The 18,137-nt window shown below is 71.3% G+C and carries 15 protein-coding genes; 5 read left to right on the plus strand and 10 right to left on the minus strand.

Annotation, left to right across the window (positions count from 1 at the left end):
- Positions 1-3: 3 nt before the first annotated feature.
- Positions 4-3,123, minus strand: coding sequence for a BTAD domain-containing putative transcriptional regulator (locus E1288_RS28685; RefSeq protein WP_132490403.1), 3,120 nt, complete (start codon positions 3,121-3,123; stop codon positions 4-6).
- Positions 3,124-3,247: 124 nt separating this feature from the next.
- Here E1288_RS28685 and E1288_RS28690 point away from each other — a divergent pair, with 124 nt between their 5' ends.
- From E1288_RS28690 to E1288_RS28700, 3 genes are read left to right on the plus strand one after another with little or no spacing between them, the layout of a single operon-like run.
- Positions 3,248-3,820 (plus strand): NADPH-dependent FMN reductase, encoded by a 573-nt coding sequence (locus E1288_RS28690; RefSeq protein ID WP_132490405.1) that lies wholly within the window; start codon positions 3,248-3,250, stop codon positions 3,818-3,820.
- Positions 3,821-3,838: 18 nt separating this feature from the next.
- Entirely contained in the window at positions 3,839-5,260 is a 1,422-nt protein-coding gene (locus E1288_RS28695; protein WP_132490407.1) for an MFS transporter, read from the plus strand.
- Between the two features lie 34 nt (positions 5,261-5,294).
- Positions 5,295-6,170: an arylamine N-acetyltransferase family protein gene (locus E1288_RS28700; protein ID WP_132490409.1), complete on the plus strand. Its 876-nt coding sequence runs from the start codon at positions 5,295-5,297 to the stop codon at positions 6,168-6,170.
- A gap of 127 nt (positions 6,171-6,297) precedes the next feature.
- Here E1288_RS28700 and E1288_RS28705 read toward each other — a convergent pair whose 3' ends face one another.
- Complete coding sequence (locus tag E1288_RS28705) at positions 6,298-7,665, minus strand: FAD-binding oxidoreductase (RefSeq protein WP_132490411.1); 1,368 nt, start codon at positions 7,663-7,665, stop codon at positions 6,298-6,300.
- 63 nt (positions 7,666-7,728) lie between these two features.
- On the opposite strand from E1288_RS28705, the gene E1288_RS28710 reads away from it, so the two are divergent.
- Positions 7,729-8,703, plus strand: coding sequence for a helix-turn-helix transcriptional regulator (locus E1288_RS28710; protein WP_132490413.1), 975 nt, complete (start codon positions 7,729-7,731; stop codon positions 8,701-8,703).
- Positions 8,704-9,086: 383 nt separating this feature from the next.
- On the opposite strand, the gene E1288_RS28715 is transcribed toward E1288_RS28710, so the two are convergent.
- The 5 genes from E1288_RS28715 to E1288_RS28735 are packed head-to-tail and all read right to left on the minus strand — an operon-like array spanning position 9,087 to position 13,874.
- Positions 9,087-10,253, minus strand: coding sequence for a lipid-transfer protein (locus E1288_RS28715; protein WP_132490415.1), 1,167 nt, complete (start codon positions 10,251-10,253; stop codon positions 9,087-9,089).
- Complete coding sequence (locus tag E1288_RS28720; RefSeq protein WP_132490417.1) at positions 10,250-10,675, minus strand: MaoC family dehydratase; 426 nt, start codon at positions 10,673-10,675, stop codon at positions 10,250-10,252. Before E1288_RS28720 ends, E1288_RS28715 begins: the two co-directional genes overlap by 4 nt.
- Positions 10,672-11,628: a bifunctional MaoC family dehydratase N-terminal/OB-fold nucleic acid binding domain-containing protein gene (locus E1288_RS28725; RefSeq protein WP_132490418.1), complete on the minus strand. Its 957-nt coding sequence runs from the start codon at positions 11,626-11,628 to the stop codon at positions 10,672-10,674. Before E1288_RS28725 ends, E1288_RS28720 begins: the two co-directional genes overlap by 4 nt.
- Positions 11,629-11,640: 12 nt before the next feature.
- Positions 11,641-12,813: an acyl-CoA dehydrogenase family protein gene (locus tag E1288_RS28730; protein WP_132490420.1), complete on the minus strand. Its 1,173-nt coding sequence runs from the start codon at positions 12,811-12,813 to the stop codon at positions 11,641-11,643.
- A gap of 8 nt (positions 12,814-12,821) precedes the next feature.
- On the minus strand, positions 12,822-13,874 hold the full coding sequence (locus E1288_RS28735; protein ID WP_132490486.1) for an acyl-CoA dehydrogenase family protein: 1,053 nt from the start codon (positions 13,872-13,874) through the stop codon (positions 12,822-12,824).
- 202 nt (positions 13,875-14,076) lie between these two features.
- Between E1288_RS28735 and E1288_RS28740 the strand changes: the two genes are divergently transcribed.
- The gene (locus E1288_RS28740; protein ID WP_235883862.1) at positions 14,077-14,760 is read left to right on the plus strand and encodes a class I SAM-dependent methyltransferase; all 684 of its coding nucleotides are present in this window, start codon (positions 14,077-14,079) and stop codon (positions 14,758-14,760) included.
- A 330-nt stretch (positions 14,761-15,090) separates the two neighbouring features.
- On the opposite strand, the gene E1288_RS28745 is transcribed toward E1288_RS28740, so the two are convergent.
- Genes E1288_RS28745 through E1288_RS28755 form a run of 3 tightly spaced genes read right to left on the minus strand, consistent with a single transcriptional unit; the run spans position 15,091 to position 18,129 of the window.
- The gene (locus tag E1288_RS28745; protein WP_132490422.1) at positions 15,091-16,164 is read right to left on the minus strand and encodes a prenyltransferase/squalene oxidase repeat-containing protein; all 1,074 of its coding nucleotides are present in this window, start codon (positions 16,162-16,164) and stop codon (positions 15,091-15,093) included.
- Entirely contained in the window at positions 16,151-16,873 is a 723-nt protein-coding gene (locus E1288_RS28750; RefSeq protein WP_235883863.1) for a class I SAM-dependent methyltransferase, read from the minus strand. The genes E1288_RS28745 and E1288_RS28750 overlap by 14 nt, the downstream gene beginning before the upstream one ends.
- 2 nt (positions 16,874-16,875) lie before the next feature.
- The gene (locus tag E1288_RS28755) at positions 16,876-18,129 is read right to left on the minus strand and encodes a glycosyltransferase family 4 protein (RefSeq protein WP_132490425.1); all 1,254 of its coding nucleotides are present in this window, start codon (positions 18,127-18,129) and stop codon (positions 16,876-16,878) included.
- Positions 18,130-18,137 lie beyond the last annotated feature (8 nt).

The raw sequence follows: 18,137 nt of genomic DNA on the forward strand, positions 1-18,137 counted from the left end.
CGGTCATTGCGCCGCGCGGATCGCCGCCGAAATGCGGTCCACATCGGCCCGTTCCTGCTCAGGTAGCGGCGCCCCCGTGCTGTCCCGCTCCGCCGCGGCGGCCGCCAACAGCTGCCGGGCTCGCTCGGCGTTCCCGGCGAGGACGGCGGCTCCGGCGAGCCCTTCCAGCGCGAGGGCGACCGCGCGGGGGTCGCCGGTGTCCCGGGCCACTGCCAGGCCTTCTTCGTGGAGGTCGTGCGCCTGTTCCGGATCGCCGCGCAATTCTGCGATGAAGCCCAGCTCGGCGAGGCTGTGCGCAATGCCCGGCGCATAGCCCACTGATCGGTTCCAGTCCAGCAGTACCCGGATGTGCCTTTCGGCGTCGTCGAGCCGACCCTCACGTCGGGCACCGAGGCCGAGTCCCGCTTCTGCGAAGAACCGGCCGGTCACGTGGCCCTTGCTGGCCGAGAGATCGCGGGCACGCTCGTGCAGCAGCCGCGCCTGGTCCAGATCACCGGCGAGCAGGGCGAGCCTGCCCAGCCCCGACAGCATGTCGGCCACCTGCGGCCACAGCCCGAGTTCTTCGGCCCGGCGCAGGCCGTCGCGAAGCAGGCGCGCCGCTTCGGCGTAGTCGCCGATGACCTCGGCCCTCCGGGCGAGCAGGCCAGCGGTCCGAAGCTGCCCCCACCGATCACCGAGATCCGCGAAGACCCTGGCGCTTTCGGTCGCGTCACGCTCCATCGTCGCAACGTCACCGCGCAGCAAGGCGTGGTGGGCGGCGCTGCCCAAGGCCGCGGCTATGCCCCATTTGTCCCCGGCCGCGCGGAATCCGCCCAGGGCGCGCTGCGCAAGCGTATCGCCGACCGATTGGTCACCACCGCCGAGCAACGCCTCCGCCAGCAGCCATTCGGTGAACGCACGGCCTGCCGGATCACTGACCCGGTCGAATCCGGCCAGTCCGGCGTCCACCAGCGCAGTCCGGTCCGAATCGCTGCCGCTGAGCAGCATCAGCCCCGACCGCCAGCCGTTGGCCCGCGCCCACAGGGTTGAGGCGGAATCGCCAGGCGTGCTCAGCGCCGCGTCGAGCAGCCGGACACCGTCGGCGAGCCGTCCACGCAGGAACCAGTACCAGGCCAGTGCGTCGACGAGGCGCAGCGCACCGCCGGAATCACCGCGACGCACCGAATCCTCCACGGCGGAGCGCAGATTCGCGTACTCGGTGTCCACCACCGCGAGCCACCGCTGCTGGTCCGCGCTGCGCAGCCGGTCGCGCGCTCGTTCGGCGAGGGTCGTGTAGTACTCGTTGCGCACCTCTCGGACCAGGTCGGCCTCGCCGGCCTGGGCCAGCCGATCCGAGCAGTACAGCGCGACCGACTCCAGCAGCCGGTAGCGCGGTCCTTCCTCGGTGTCGGTGATCGCGACCAGCGACCGGTCCACCAGGCGGGCGAGCAGGTCGAGGACCCGTCCGCGAGGCAGCTCCTCGCTCGCGCAGATGTGCTCGGCCGCGGCCAGCCCGAAGCCATCGGCGTGCACCGAAAGCCTTCTCAGCACAGCCTGTTCCGGTTCGGTCAGCTGCTCCCAGCTCCAGTCGATCATCGCGCGCAACGTCTGCTGGCGACCGGGCGCGCTCCGGTGTCCAACGACCAGCAGCTCGAATCGATCGTCCATCCGCGCGGCGAGTTCGCGGACCCCGAGCGCCCGCACTCGGGCGGCGGCCAGCTCCAGCGCCAGCGGGATCCCGTCCAGCCGGCGACAGATGCTGGCGACGGCCGCGGCGTTCCCGGCATCGATGGTGAAGCCAGGAGCCGCGGCGGCCGCTCGGGCCATGAACAACCGGACGGCGCTGAACTTCGGTAACGCCTCGGCACCGGTGTCCGCGGGCGAGTGCGGCAGTTCGAGTGCGGCGACCGAGTACAGGGCTTCACCGGATACGCCGAGTGGTTCCTGGCTCGTCGCCAGCACGCGCAGCCCCGGCACCGATCGCAACAGCCGCTCGGCCAGTTCGGCGACCTCGGCCACCAGGTGCTCGCAGTTGTCCAGGATCAGCAGGACCCGTTTGCCGTCCAGCGCGGTGATCAGCTGGTCGACCGGACCGGCGCTGGACCGGCCGTCGTCGCGGATGCCCAGCACCGCGTGCACGGTGTCCACGATGGCGGTGTGCGAGGAGGAGCTCACGTCGATCCCGGCCAGCTCGACGAACCACACGCCGTCGGGGTGCTCTGCGATCAGGGCACGCGCTGTCTCGACCCCCAGTCGGGTCTTGCCGACGCCGCCGGGCCCGATGAGGGTGACCAACCGGTGCTCGCCGACCAGCGCGCACACGTCGTGCGTCGCTTCGGCCCTGCCGATCAGCTCGGTCAGCTGGCCGGGCAGGTTCGTCGGAGTGGCGGCCGGGCGGGGCGCGATCAGCGGGTCCTGCTCGAGGATCGCCTGGTGCACGGCGACGATCTCGGGGCCCGGATCGACTCCGAGCTCGGTGCGCAGCCGCTCCCGCAACTCGGTGAAGTCGGCAAGCGCCTCGCTCTGCCGTCCGGCGCGGTACAACGCACGAAGGTGCGCTGCCCGCAATCGTTCGCGCAGCGGATGCTCGGCGATCACGGGCGCCAATTCGCCGACCAGCTCGGCATGTTCGCCCAGTTCGAGCAGCGCTTCGGCCCTGGCTTCCACCGCGGACAGCCGGAGTTCCGTCAGCCGGGCCGCTTCGACCGCCGCGAACTCCTCGTCGGCGACCTCGGCGAACGCGGCGCCGCGCCAGAGACCGAGCGCGGTGCTCAGGGCGTCGGCCCGAGATCGGGCATCCGCTCCGCCGGTCCCGAGCAACTCCTCGAACCGGTCGGCGTCCACCGCGCCGGCCGGGACGTCCAGGCTGTAGCCCGCGGCCCGCGACACCACCAGCGTGCGGGCGCTCGGCTCGGCGGCGGCGAGAGCACCACGCAGCTGCGAAACCTTGACCTGCAGCGCGGCAGGCGCGTCACGGGGCGCCCGCCGCGGCCACAGCACGTCGATGAGCCGGTCGGTCGACACCGAACGTCCACGGTGGACGAGGAGAACGGAGAGCACCCTCAGCACCTGTCCGGCCGGGATCGTGACCAGCTCACCCTCATCCGTCCACGCCATCATCGGGCCGAGCACGCCGAACCTCATATCCGTGACGATACGGTCCCGCCCGAGCGCCGTGTAAGGAGCGCGGTAGGGCGGCTGTAGGAGAGCTGTAGGCCGCTCCGGCGAAGGTCGTGACCACACGACGACAGCCGGAAAGGCGGATCCGATGCAGACGACGGACTCGTTGCGCGTGGCGATCATCATCGGCAGCACGCGGGCGCAGCGATTCGGCCCGACGGTGGCCGAGTGGTTCCACGACCACGCGATCAAGCACGGTGGGCTCGACCTGGACCTGATCGACCTCGCGGAGACCGGGCTGCCCGACGTCCTGGGCCACCCCAACGACGCCGTCGACGCGTTGGCGCCGCGCCTCGCCCAGGCCGATGCGTTCGTCTTCGTCTCGCCCGAGTACAACCGCGGCTATCCCGCCTCGCTCAAGACCGCTATCGATTCCTACGTCGACGAGTGGAAGGCGAAGCCGGTCGCCATCGTCTCCTACGGCGGCGTCTCAGGTGGCTTGCGGGGTGCCGAACAGCTGCGCCAGGTGTTGGGAGAGCTGCACGCCGTCACCATCCGCGACACGGTGAGCTTCCACTCGTGCTGGAACAAGTTCGACGACAACGGCCGGCCGCTGGACATCGACGGTGCAGGTGCCGCCGCGACGGTGCTGCTCAACCAGCTCACCTGGTGGGCCCGCGCGCTGCGCGCCGCCCGCATCGCCCAGCCGTACCCGTTCTGAGCCCGGAAGGAGGCACCAATGTTGAAACGACCGGCGACAGCCCTGGCCCTGCTGGCCTTCTCCAGCCTGATCACCTCGCTGGACTTCACGATCATCTACGTCGCCTTACCCGATATCGCCCGCGACGTGGGCTTCTCCGCCCACTCCATGCAGTGGGTGGTCAGCTCGTACGCCGTCTTCTTCGGCGGCCTGCTGCTGCTGGGCGGACGGTCCGCTGACCTGCTCGGCAGGCGGCGGATGTTCGTGCTCGGGATGGTGCTGTTCGGCGCCGCGTCGCTGCTGGGCGGATTCGCCACCACCACGACCGCCCTGATCGCGGCGAGGGCGATCCAGGGGATCGGCGCGGCAGTGCTGTTCCCCGCGACGTTGTCACTGGTCAACACCATGTTCGAGGAGGGGAAGCAGCGGATCCGAGCGCTCGCGGTGTGGGCGGGGGCCGGTGCCGGCGGACTCAGCCTCGGGGCGCTGCTCGGCGGGGTGCTGACCAGTGCGTTCGGGTGGCAGGCGGTGTTCTTGGTCAACGTTCCACTCGTGATCGCCGGAACGGCGGCGGCGTTCCTGGTGCTGCGCGCGGACGGTCCTCGCGACCGTGGGCGCTTCGACGTGCCCGGCGCGCTCACCGGAACCGTGGGCACCACCCTGCTGGTGTTCACCGTGGCGCAGGGACCGGAAACCGGGTGGACCTCGGCACCTGTCCTCGGCGGTGGCGTGCTGGCGGTGGTGCTGCTGGCCTCGTTCCTGGTCATCGAGGCCCGCAGTTCCGGCCCGCTCATGCCGTTGCGGCTGGCACGCAAACTGGCCCCGGTGCTCGCCGTCATCTTCGTTTTCGGCGCGACCATGCAGAACGTCGTCTACTTCCTCACGCTGTTCCTGCAGAACGTGTGGCGGTACAGCGCACTCGTCACCGGACTGGTCTTCCTGAGCCTTTCGGCGGTCATCGCGGTCGCGAACTTCATCGCTGAGCGGCTCATCGTCCGGATCGGAATCCGCACCACCCTGATCAGCGGTCTGCTGCTCGGCGCGGTGGGCGGTGCGCTCCTGGCCGCGGGGATGGTCACCGATGGCTCCTACTGGACGATCCTGACCGGGATCCTGGTCTACGGCGCGGGGATGGGCACCGTGTTCCCGACGGTGTTCGCCGCCGCTGGAACCGGTGTCGCCGAGCAGGAGCAGGGCAGCGCCGGTGGGCTGGCCAACACCTCCATGCAGGTCGGCACCGGCGTGGGGCTGGCGGTGCTCGTCGGTATCGCGAACGCCGGTTCGGCCGGGCTGGACGGTGACGCATTGCGGATCGCGACTGCGGACGGTCTGCGCACCACGGTCGTCGTCGCGGCCGCGCTCACCCTCCTCGGTCTGCTCGCCGCGGTGCTCCTGCCCAGCCGTCGAACGGTCAACGCGGACAACGACACCACAGCAGCCGAACCGGTCGCGGCTGCCTGAACACCCCCTAGTTGGGAGAGAAGGCGAGGAGAGCATGAGCACACCGACACATCCGTCCTACCGGTGGAGCGGTGAGGACCTGGACTTGGACGCCTACCTGGCCCGGATCGGCTTCGAGGGTGACCGCGCGCCGACGGTGGCGACGCTGCGCAGGCTGGTCTACCTGCACACCACGACGATCCCGTTCGAGAACCTGGAGATCGTCCTCGGCCGGCCGGTGCTGCTGGACGTGAAGTCGATGCAGGACAAGATGGTTCGGCAGCGCCGGGGCGGATACTGCTACGAGAACAACGCGTTGTTCGCGGCCGTGCTGGAAAGGCTCGGCTTCGGTGTCATCGGCCTGGGCGGGCGGATCTTCATCGGCCCGGACAACGGGCTGCTGCCCGCCACGCACGCGGTGCTGCGCGTGGCCACCGCCGAGGACGATCGAGCCTGGCTCTGCGACGTCGGCTTCGGCTCGGGCCCGATGGAACCGATCGAGCTGACCCCGAGCGATGGCGAACTCACCATCGGCGGATGGCGGTTCCGGCTCGAACTCGGCGCGGACGAACTCGGCGCGCAGGTGGGGGCGCTGCACCACTTCTCCCGCAACGGCTGGCTGAACCGGCGCACGTTCACGATGACCCCGCAGTACCGGATCGACTACGAGGTCGGCAGCCACTACGTGTCGACGTCCTCCCATTCGCCGTTCACCACGCGACCCATCGCCCAGAAATTCCACCCGGAGGTCCACCACCTGCTCGACGGCGTCACCTTGAACACCCAGTATCCGGACGGAACCGGTGAAACCCGCGATGTGGACCGAGCCGACCTGCCGGAGATCCTGTCCGAGACCTTCGACATCGACCTCGACGATGCGGACGCGACGCAGCTCGTCGAGCAGCCGTGGCCAGCGGACCAACGCCCTTGACCCGGTGCCGCCGGGCCGGGCGCGCCGGCACTCCCGCCTGGAGGTCAGGCCCGTGAGCGGTTTGGGGTGCATTGGCACCCTGTGCTAGCACAAACCACTCACGGGCTCGCACCTGCAGGAACACTTCTCAGCGCGCCGGCGGGATGTTGTGGTTCAGGCGGAAGAGGTTCTTCGGATCGTGGCTCGCCTTCATGGCGCTGAGGCGGTCGTAGTCCGCCGGGTCGTATGCCGCGCGGACTCCTTCGGGATTGGCGCTGCCGCCCGCCAGGAAGTTCAGGTTGCGGCCGCCCGTCGACCACGGGGACATCGCGCGCATGACGCGGCTCTGCAGCTCGCGGGCCGCGTCGACGGTGGCTTCGTCGACCTTGGAGTTGACGCCGAAGACGTACGGCGCGTCGCGATGCCCGACGCAGTTGCCCGCCGGCCGGGACAGCGCGCCGCCGAGGTGGCGGACCTCGACCACGCACCGCTGCGGGGCGTCCGGGCCGACCAGATCGAGCAGCGTCTTGATCGCCGCGTCGTCGAAGTCGCGCAGCATCGCGTTGTCCGTGACGTAGCCCATCGGCTGGACCGGGTCGTTGTTGATCGAGCCGACTTCCCGGTACGGCATCTCGCGCACCGAGTCGATCAGCCGCGGCCCGACCGCGCGCAGCGGCTCGGTCAGCCGCTCCCCCTCCGCCGGATCACCGGCGTACGCGATGCGCACGTGCACGACGTGGCGGCCGCGCAGCGGCTCCGGCAGGGCCGGGACGTCCGGGAACGGGACCAGCGCGACCGAGGAGGTCATCTCCTCCGGCAGGTCGCGGGTCCACTGCTGCCAGGTCCGCAGCACGTCGCCGATCAGGTGCGAGTCGAAGTACAGGCCGCCGCCGTAGAGGCTCGCTACCGGCATCAGGTCCACCTCCATGCCGGTCACCACGCCGAAGTTGCCGCCCGCGCCACGCAGCGCCCAGAACAGCTCGGCGTCGGATTCGGCGGTGACGCGGCGGAGCCGCCCGTCGGCGGTGACGATCTCGATGGCGCGCACGTGGTCGGCGGCGTAGCCGTAGCGCCGCCCGAGGTGCCCGAGGCCGCCGCCGAGGGTGTAGGACACCGCGCCGACGTGCGGTGCGCTGCCGGACAGCGGCGCCAGCCCGAACTCCGCCGCGGCCTCGACCACCTGGCCCCAGCGCACGCCCGCGGCGAACCACGCGGTGCGCCGCTCGGCGTCGATCCGGGCCTCCGACATGCGACCGGTCGTGATCAGCAGCCCGCCCTCGACCTCGGAGGCGATGCCGTGACCGGTGCTCAGCACCGCCACCGGCAGGTCCCGCGCCGCCGCGAACTCGACCGCCGCCCGCACGTCTTCCGCGTCGACCGCACCCACCACGACCTGCGGTCGGCGCTGGTCGAAGGCCAGGAATCCGGAACGTTCGGCGTCGTAGTCGGTGTCTCCCGGCAGGAACACCAGGCCCTGCACGCGGTCGGTCAGCGCGGCGAATTCGTTTGGTGCCATGCCAGGAACACTAACCGACCTTGAGGACAGCTCTTGTCCTAAAGGGTGTGCGATCCTGAAAACATGACGACGACGCTGCCCGCCCGGTTGCTCCGCCTGCTGTCGCTGCTGCAGAGCCGCCGCGAGTGGTCCGGCGGCGAGCTCGCCGACCGGCTGGAGGTCACCGGCCGCACCGTGCGCCGCGACATCGACCGGCTCCGCGAGCTCGGCTACCCGGTCGAGAGCACCACCGGCACCGCGGGCGGCTACCGGCTGGCCTCGGGCAAGGACCTGCCGCCGCTGCTGCTCGACGACGACGAAGCCGTCGCGGTGGCGGCCGGGCTGCTCACCGCCGCGAGCGGCAGCGTGACCGGCATCGAGGAGAGCTCGATCCGCGCGCTGGCCAAGCTGGAGCAGGTGCTCCCGGCTCGGCTGCGCGGGCGGGTGGGAGCCCTCGCGGGCGCGACGGTGCCGGTGGTGGTGCGCGACGGCCCGCAGGTCGACGCCGGGACGCTGGCGCTCATCGGGGCGGCCTGCCGCGACCACGAGGTGCTGTCCTTCGACTACGAGAAGCGCGGTGGCGCAACGGAATCCCGTCGGGTCGAACCGCACAGCCTGGTCGCGGTGCGCGGCCTGTGGTACCTGATCGCCTTCGACCGAGATCGCGAGGACTGGCGCACCTTCCGCGCCGACCGCCTGATCCGGCCGCTGGCCACCGGCCGCCGCTTCGAACCGCGCGCCCTGCCCGCGGAAAGCCCGGCCGCGCACATCCGGCGCTCGATCATCGACGCGCCCTACCGCTACTCCGCCCGGGTCACGGTGCAAGCCTCCGCCGAGACCGTGCGCGAGCACCTGCACCCGCTGCTGCCGGACCGGGTCACCCCGATCGACGAGCACAGCTGCGCCGTGCGGCTCGGCGAGGACTCGCTGCCCGCGATCACCCGCCGTGTCCTCGACCTGGCCGTCCTCGACGCCGACTTCACCATCGACGCCCCGGACGACCTGCGCGATCACCTGCGATCACGTCTCGGTCGATTGCTCGACGTGCTGTCCGGGTAGCCGACCACGGTGAGTGCCCGAATTTCCCCCGAGAAACCGACCGTTTGCACCTTTTCCTCGAAGCCATCTCGGCCGACGTGAAGTCCGAGGGCACGAAGATCAGGAGTGAACCATGGGTGTCGGCGGCGCAATCCGAGCCAAACTCGCGCAGTACCGAGGCCGGATCGCACTCCGATGCAGACCCCCGCACGTCCCGGGCATGGACGAATGCCCGGCCGGCGGCGGCCACGCCCCGGTCCCGAAGCAGGGCGGCGGCGGCCGCATCTGCGCCAAGTGCGGCGAGTCCTGCTAGCAGGGCGCCCGGGGCGGCGGTTTCGCGCGAAACCGCCATCCGCAGGCGTGGAGAACGCCGTTTTCGCGCGAAAACGGCGCAACCGCGAAGCTCACGCCGTCGATAGCACCAGGCCGCTGGTCGGGACGCCGGTTCCGGCCGTGACCACGACGTGCCCGACGTCGTCGACCTGGTTCACCGCCGAGCCCCGGACCTGCCGGACCGCCTCGGCGATGCCGTTCATGCCGTGGATGTAGGCCTCGCCGAGCTGGCCGCCGTGGGTGTTCAGCGGCAGCCGCCCGCCGAGCTCGATCGCACCGCCGGCGATGAAGTCCTTCGCCTCGCCGCGCCCGCAGAAGCCCAGTTCCTCCAGCTGCACCAAGACGAACGGCGTGAAGTGGTCGTAGAGGATGCCGACCTGGACGTCCTGCGGCCCGATCCCCGCCTGCCGCCACAACTGCCGGGCCACCACGCCCATCTCGGGCAGCGCCGCCAGGTCGTCGCGGTAGTAGCTGGTCATGGTGAACTGGTCGGCGCCGCTGCCCTGCGCGGCCGCGGCCACGACGGCCGGCGGGTGCGGCAGGTCCGCGGCCCGCGCCCGGCTCGTCACCACGATCGCCACCCCGCCGTCGCTTTCCTGGCAGCAGTCCAGCAGCCGCAGCGGCTCGGTGATCCAGCGCGACGCCTGGTGGTCGGCCAAGGTGATCGGCCGCTGGTAGAACCAGGCGTGGGGATTGGTCGCCGCGTGCTTGCGGTCGGCCACCGCGACGCGGCCGAAGTCCTCGCTGGTGGCGCCGTAGTCGTGCATGTAGCGGCGGGCGAACATCGCGACCTGCGCGCCGGGCGTGGCCACGCCGACCGGGTACGACCAGCTGTTGTCCAGCCCCGACGAGGTCGGTGCCGCAGCGGCCGCGGCCTGCACCTGCCCGAACCGGCTCCCGGAGCGCTCGTTGAACGCCCGGTAGCAGACCACGACCTCCGCGACGCCGGTGGCGACGGCCATCGCGGCCTGCTGCACCGTCGCGCACGCCGCGCCGCCGCCGTAGTGGATGCGGCTGAAGAAGCTCAGCTCCGGGATGCCCAGTTCCCGGGCGACGGCCGTCTCGGCGTTGTTGTCCATGGTGAAGGTCACCAGACCATCCACATCGGACGGTCCCAGCCCGGCGTCCGCGAGGGCGGCCCGGACGGCCTCGGCGGCCAGCTGCAGCTCGCTGCGCCCGGAGTCCTTGGAGAACTCCGTCGCGCCGATCCCGACGATCGCCGCTTCACCCGAGATCATCGCGCCACCTCCGGAAGTTCCACCCGGACCGTGCCGGTGACGTGCGTGCCGAGGCTGTTGCGGCCCAGCACCTCCACGACGAGCACGTCGCCGTCCCGCTCCAGGACCTGGCCGTGCATGGTCAGCGTGTCGTAGGCGTAGCACGGCACGCCGAGCTTGATCGCCACCCCGCGCACCAGGGCCTCCGGACCGGCCCAGTCGGTGACGTAGCGCTGCACCAGGCCGGTGGTGGTGAGGATGTTGACGAAGATGTCCTTGGAGCCCTTGGCCACCGCGAGGTCGCGATCGTGGTGCACGTCCTGGAAGTCGCGGGTGGCGATGGCGGTGCTGACCACGAAGGTCGGCGAGACCTCGATGCGTTCCTCCGGCAGCGCGTCGCCGATGGCCACTTCGGCGAGCGACCGCGTTCGAGCCAGTGTCATGACGCCTTCGGCCTCCATCCGGGTAGCACCAGTTCGTCGTCGATCCGCTGGAAGTCGGCCACGACCCGCTGGCCGATCTCGACCGCCGCCGGGTCGACGCCGCGCAGCTCACCGAGCATCCGCACGCCCTCATCGAGCTCGACCAGCGCGACGACCAGCGGCAGTTCCTTGCCCGGCACCGGCGGATGGTGGTGCACGATGTAGCTGTAGACCTCGCCGAGTCCTTCGGAAACCAGGTAGGTCCGCTTGGTCGCGCCGCATTCGGGGCACATCGGCCCCGGCGGGTGCCGTAGCAGCCCGCATTGCCCGCAGCGCTGGATGCGCAGCTCGCCGGCCGCGGTGCCCTCCCAGAAGTACGCCGTGTCCCGGTCGATCGCCGGCCGGATCACGTCGCCGCCGGATCGTTGTTGCGGCGCTTCGGGTTCCCGCTCCGGCGGGCGGAACTTCAGGACCCGGAACAGCATCTCGGCCACCGGCTCGTCGCCGACGTACCAGGTGTTGCGGGTGGTGACGAACCAGCCTTCCCCGAGCCCGGTCTTCTTCGGCCCGACGACGCCGTCCAGCCGGGTGGTGACGGTGAGCTGCTCGCCGTGCCGCAGGTACCGGTGGTAGGTCTGCTCGCAGTTGGTCGCGACGACCGAGGTGTACCCGGCGTCGTCGAGCGCGGCCATCATCGCGTACAGCGGGTCGTCCGTGTCGCGGTCCGGGTGCAGGCCGCCCATCGTCCACACCTGCGCCATCGCCGGGGGCGCGACCGGTCCACCGTGGACCGATGCGGCCGCGTCGGCCGCCGAGGTGTAGACGGGGTTGGCGTCGCCGATCGCCTCCACCCAGTTGTTGATCATCGGGAGGTTCACGGGGTCGCGCGCGGCTCGCGGGGCGCTGGGCCCGCGCTGCTGGATGCGGTCGGCGGCGGCCAGGATGGCGTCCGCCGCGGTGGCAGTGCTGGTCATGTTCCCTCCGGCTCAGCGCGGCACGCGTGGCAGGTCGAGTCCGGCAGTGGCGATCAGTTCGCGCTGCACCTCGTTGACCCCACCGCCGAAGGTGAGCACGAGGTTGCGCTTGTACTGCACGTCGAGCCAGGCGAGCAGGTCAGCGGTGTCCACATCGGACGGATCGCCGTGGCGGCCGACGACCTCGGCCAGCAGCCGGCCCAGGTGCTGGATGCGCTCCGAGGAGAACACCTTGGTCGCCGAAGCATCCGCGACGGCCACCGGCCCGAGCGCGGCCGCCGCCGCGACCTGCCAGTTGAGCAGCTCGTTGACCCGCTCGCAGGCGCGCACCCGCGCGAGGACCCGGCGCACGTCGGGCAGTTCGAGCAGCGGCGTGCCGTCCGGCGCGGCCCGGCCCCGCGCCCACTCGCGCACCCGGTCGCGCATGCCCGCGATGCGCCCGGCCGGGCCGAGCATGACGCGCTCGTGGTTGAGCTGGGTGGTGATCAGCCTCCAGCCCCTGTCCTGCTCCCCCACCAGCATGTCCGCCAGCACCCGAACGTCCTGGTAGTAGCTGGCGTTGACGTGGTGCGCGCCGTCGCAGGTGATGATCGGCGTCCACGAGTAGCCGGGGTCGCGGGTGTCCACGATGAGGATCGAGATCCCCTTGTGCTTGGGCGCATCGGGGTCGGTCCGGCAGGCCAGCCAGATGTAGTCGGCGTCGTGCGCGCCGGTGGTGAAGATCTTCTGCCCGTTGACCACGTAGGAGTCGCCGTCGCGGACCGCCGCGGTGCGCAGCGAGGCCAGGTCCGTGCCCGCGTCGGGCTCGGTGTAGCCGATCGCGAAGTGGATCTCGCCGGCCAGGATCTTGGGCAGGAAGAACGCCTTCTGCTCGGGTGTGCCGTAGGCCTGCAGGGTCGGCCCGACCGTTTGCAGCGTCACTGCGGGCAACTGCACGTCCGCCCGGGCGGCCTCGTTGGCGAAGATCAGCTGCTCGACGTCGCCGAAGCCGCGCCCGCCGTACTCGACGGGCCAGCCGACGCCGAGCCAGCCGTCCCGCCCCATCCGGCGCACCACGTCGCGGTGCGCGGAGCAGTGCCGGTCCACCGCCATCCGCTCGCGCTCGTCGCGCGTCATGAGATCGCCGAAGTAGGCCCGCAGTTCGTCCTGCAGGGCGCGTTGCTCGGCGGTGAGTTCGATGAACATGCCCCTCCTCAGGCTCGTGCCGCGAGCACGTCCAGGCGGTGCTGCGCGCCGCCTGCCAGCCGGGCGAGGTCGGTGATCAGCGACGAATACCGGTGCAGCGGGTAGGTGATGTCCAGGCCGAGGCCGCCGTGCAGGTGGTGGCAGGTCTGCAGCACCGCCGGGGCCTCCTCGGCGAGCCACCACGCGGCGACCGCCAGGTCCTCGGCCGCGTCGAGCCCGGCGGCCAGCCGCCAGGACGCGGACTGCGCGGCCAGGTGCACGGTGCGGGCGGCGATGTAGACGTCGGCGATCTGCTGGGCGACGGCCTGGAAAGCGGCCAGCGGCTTGCCGAACTGGTGCCTGGTGCGCAGGTGTTCCGCGGTGTGGCCGAGCGCGCCGGCCACCGCGCCGTCACCCACGGCGCAGATGCCCGCGAGCGCGCATGCGTGCAGGTCGGCGAGCATCGCGCGGTCCGGTGCGCCGCCGAGGAACTCGCCGGGCGCGTCATCGAGGCGGACGGACCATTCGATGCCGGACGACGACCGCGCCTGGTGCAGCGTCACGCCTCGCGCGCCCGGGTCGACCAGGACGACTCCGGGACCGCCGGGCGTGCTCGCGGAGACCAGGATCCGGTGCGCGAGGTCGGCGTGCAGAACACCGGTCTTCGCACCGGAAACGCGGCCGTCCACCGCCTCGGTGCGCGGCTCGTCCGGCAACGGTGACGACGGCTCGTTCAGCGCAGCGGTGAGGATCTTGCCGTCCAGCAGCTCGTCCTGCTGGGCGGGCGTGCCGTGGCGCGCGACCGGCAGGACGCCGAAGGCCAGCGTGCTCAGGGCGGGGACATCGGCCGCCGCGCGCCCGATCTCGGTGAGGACGATCGCCGTCTCCAGCACGCCGAGTCCCGCCCCGCCCAGCCGCTCCGGCACCGCCAGGGACCGCAGCCCCGCATCGCCCAGCGCTTTCCAGATCGCCTCGTCGTAACGGGTTCCATCGCCTGGCGCACCGCGACCGGATTCGCGTCGCAGCACCTCGGCGGCCAGATCTTGCACGGATTGCTGCGTTTCCCCGAAGGCGAACTCCATCCGACCCGCCTCATCCATCGCCCGATATTGAAACTTGTTCTAGTAGTACCGGCGGTCGGACCGCAATGCAAGCGGTCGGATGCCCCGACAACGTTGACGACCGCACCCCAGGCCGGGCGAAAGACAACAGGTTCTACCGGAACTGCCCAGTTCAGGAGGTAAGATTCCGGCGGCACCGAACCGGACCAGACGGAGGACGCACGTGACGCAGGGATCGGCCACCGACCGCGAGCAGCACCCCCCGATCCCGGCGGATCTGCGCGAGCTCGCCGAGCGGGCCACCGGATTCATGCCGCCAGAGGAGGGCCAGGCGCTCTACGAGGCGGCGCTGGAGCACCTCGGCACCGGCGTGGCGGTCGAAATCGGCACCTACTGCGGCAAATCCGCCATCTACCTCGGCGCCGCGGCCCGCCGCACCGGCGGCCAGATCGTCACGGTCGACCACCACCGCGGCTCCGAAGAGCACCAGCCGGGCTGGGAGTACCACGACCCGAACCTGGTCGACCCGGTCGTCGGCAAGCTGGACACGCTGGGCGAATTCCGCCGGACGATCGCCGCGGCCGACCTGGAGGACGAGGTCACGGCCATCGTCGGCCGCTCCGGAGCGGTCGCGGAGTTCTGGCGAACGCCGCTGTCGCTGCTGTTCATCGACGGCGGCCACACGGACGCGGCAGCGAGCACGGACTACGAGGGCTGGGCGCACTGGCTGGCGCCGGGCGGAGCCCTGGTCATCCACGACGTCTTCCCGAACCCGGAAGACGGCGGCCAAGCGCCCTACCGGATCTACTGCCGAGCCCTGGAAACGGGAGCGTTCCGCGAAACCCGAGTCGTCGGCTCCCTCCGGGTCCTCCAACGCACAACGGGCGAACCCGGCTCCCGACCCTAAAACCGAGCCTCTGAAACCCACCGGATCCCCACCCCAGACATGACCGACCCGGCCCCCAAGTATCACCGACCCGGTCCCCAGGTATCACCGACCCCAAGCGTCTTCAGTTCCTGGCACCGGTCCCGAGGCATCTCCATCCCCCAGGCATCTCCGGTTCCGAGGCGCCTCCAGTTCCGAGGTCCGCAGTTTCAATTGAAACTCGACTCCTTCGGCGTGTCGGACCACGACACGCCGAAGGCTGTGGACAACTTCCGCAATTTCAATGGAAATCAGAGGTCCGATTTCCATTGAAATTGCGGACACACGTGGTCGGCGCCGGCGCGCGGTGGATCAGGTGCCGGGGACGTTCTCGAGTTCGCAGCAGGGGACGTTCTCCAGCGGCAGGCCCGCCGGGAGCTTCTCGCCCCGGAAGATGCCGTTGCCCGGCGTCGCGCGGGACAGCGCATCCGCCGCCAGGACCACCGCTGCTCCGGTCCAGGTCGAACGCTCCTCCGGCCAGCGCTTGCCGTCCGCGTAGACCAGGCCCGTCCAGTACGAGCCGTCCGGGTCGCGCAGGTGCTGCATCGCCGCGAGCAGGTCGCGGGCCCGGTCGTGCTCATCCAGCGCATCCAGGCTCAGCACCAGTTCGCAGGTTTCCGCGCCGGTGACCCACGGGTGGTCGTCGACGCAGCGCACCCCGAGCCCGTCCACGACGAAGTCCGACCAGCGCGCGAACAGCCGCTGCCGCCCGGCCTCGCCGCGCAACGCCCCGCCGAGGATCGGGTAGTACCAGTCCATCGAGTACCGGTGCTTCGGCGTGAACGCCTCCGGGTGGTGGCGCAGCGCGTGCCCGAGCCGGCCCAGCGCCACCTCCCAGCCCGGCTGCGGCTGGTCCAGGTACTCGGCCAGCGCGAGGGCGCAGCGCAGGCTGTGGTGGATGCTGGAGCACCCCGACAGCAGCGCCTCGCCGGTCGGGATGCCCGACTCCCCCACGGCCCAGTCGATCTCGCCCCGCTCCCGCTGCGCGGTGAGCACGAAGTCGATCGCGGCCCGCACCACCGGCCACATCCGCTCCGCGAACCCGTCGTCGCCGCTGATCAGCAGGTGGTGCCAGACGCCGACGGCCGGATACGCGCAGAAGTTGGTGTCCGATCCGGCGTCCTCGATCCGCCCATCGCGGACCTGCAGCGGCCAGGAGCCGTCCGGACGCTGGGTCGCGCGCAGCCACTCGTAGGCGCGCTCGGCCTCGGCGAGCAGCCCGGTCGCGGCCATCGCCATCGCCGACTCGACGTGGTCCCACGGGTCCACGTGCCCGCCCGGGAACCACGGCACCGCGCCGGACGCCAGCTGCGTCGCGGCGATGGCCTTGCCGGTCTGGGCGGCCGCCTCGGCGGACAGCACGCCCGGAACCTCAGGCCCTGGCACGGGCCGATCCCGGCTTGCCCAGGTAGACCGCGATGCTCTTGCCCATCACCGGGTCCAGCAGGCGCTCGGCGGTGCGGGTGATCCAGGGCCCCTTCATCAGGTCCCACACCAGCATCCGGTGGTAGAGCTTGGGCAGCGGGTGGTCGTCGTTGTCGGTGCCGACCGCGCACTTCAGCCACCAGTACGGCGAGTGCAGCGCGTGCGCGTAGTGGCGGAACGCCGGGCGCAGGCCCGCGTCGCGGAGCTTTCCGATCAGCTCGTCGGCGGAGTAGATCCGCACGTGGCCGCCCTCGACCTGGTGGTACTCGTCCGACAGCGCCCAGCAGATCTTCTCCGGCCACGCGCGCGGGACCGTCACGACCACCCGGCCGCCGGGCTTGACGACGCGCACCAGTTCGCGCATCGCCTTCTCGTCCTCGGGGATGTGCTCCATGATCTCCGAGGCGATCACGCAGTCGAAGTGCTCGTCCGGGAAGGGCAGCGCGAGCGCGTCACCGGAGACGGTCTGCGCGGCGGCGCCGTCGGGCACCTGGTTCTCGGCCTTCATCGCGGCGAACATCGCCGCCACGTTCTCCAGCTCCTCGACGTCCTGGTCGAACGCGATCACGTCCGCCCCGCGCCGGTAGAGCTCGAAGGCGTGCCGCCCCGCGCCGCAGCCCAGGTCCAGCACCCGCTGGCCCGCCTGCACGCCGAGCTTGTCGAAGTCCACCGTCAGCAAGTTGCTCCCTCCCCGGCGCGCGCCCTCCGCGCGATCGCCTCGGCGTAGCAGTCGACCGTCGCCGCTGCCACCGATTTCCAGCTGTACTTCGCCAAAACCCGAGCCCGGCCGACCGCGCCGAGCCGCTGCCGCCGATCGGCCGAGTCGAGCAGCCCGGCCAGCGCCGTCGCCAGCGCCTCGGCATCGCCGGGCGGCACGAGGTCGGCGCACTCACCGTCCGCCCCGGCCACCTCCGGGATCGCCCCGGCGCGGCTGGCCACCAGCGGCGTCGCGCAGGCCATCGCTTCGACCGTCGGCAGCGAGAACCCCTCGTAGAGCGACGGCACGCAGGCCACCTCGGCGGAGCCGAGCAGCTCCGCCAGCTCGGCGTCGCTGATGCCGCTGACGGTGCGCACCACGTCGCCGATGGCCAGCTCCTCGATGCGCTGCTCGGTCGGTCCGCCGGGCGTCGGCTTCGCGACCAGCACCAGCTCCACGGCGCGTTCGGTGCGCAGCTTCGCGACCGCCTCCAGCAGCGTGCCGATGCCCTTCATCGGTGTGTCCGCGCTGGCCATCGCCACGATGCGGCCGGGCACCCGGGGCACGGCCGGCGGCTTGAACACCTCGGCGTCCACGCCCAGCGGCACCACCTGCAGCTGCTTCGCGGCCACGCCGAAGTCGCGCCGGATGTCGGCGGCCGAGGACTCCGAAACTGTCAGCAGCTGCGGGATCCGGCGGGCCACCCGCGCCTGCATGCGGGTGAACCCGTACCAGCGGCGCACCCCCACCCGCCGCCAGCCGGTGGTCCCGGCCAGGTCGACCCGGCGGTCGTGCGTGATCGGGTGGTGCACGGTCGCGACCAGCGGAATCCCGGCGCGCTGCAGGGCGAGGAGGCCGTAGCCGAGGCACTGGTTGTCGTGGATCACGTCGAACTCGTGGCGCCGGGCGCGCAGCAGCTTCGCCGCCCGCAGGCTGAAGGTCAGCGGTTCGGGGAAGCCGGCGCTCCACATGGTGCCGACCTCCAGCAGGTCGACGGCGTCACGCAGTTCCCGCCAGTGCGGGGTGTGGAACGGGTCCGCGTCGTCGTAGAGGTCGAGGCTGTCCACCGCGGTCAGATCCACCCCGGGATCCAGCTCCGGGTACGGCTTGCCGGAGAACACCTCGACGTGATGGCCCAGTTCCGCCAGCCCGCGGCTGAGGTGCCGGACGTAGACGCCTTGTCCGCCGCAGTGCGGCTTGCTCCGGTAGGACAGCAACGCGATCCGCACGGCTCACC

The sequence above is a fragment of the Saccharopolyspora elongata genome, from assembly GCF_004348985.1.
Lineage (GTDB): Bacteria > Actinomycetota > Actinomycetes > Mycobacteriales > Pseudonocardiaceae > Saccharopolyspora > Saccharopolyspora elongata.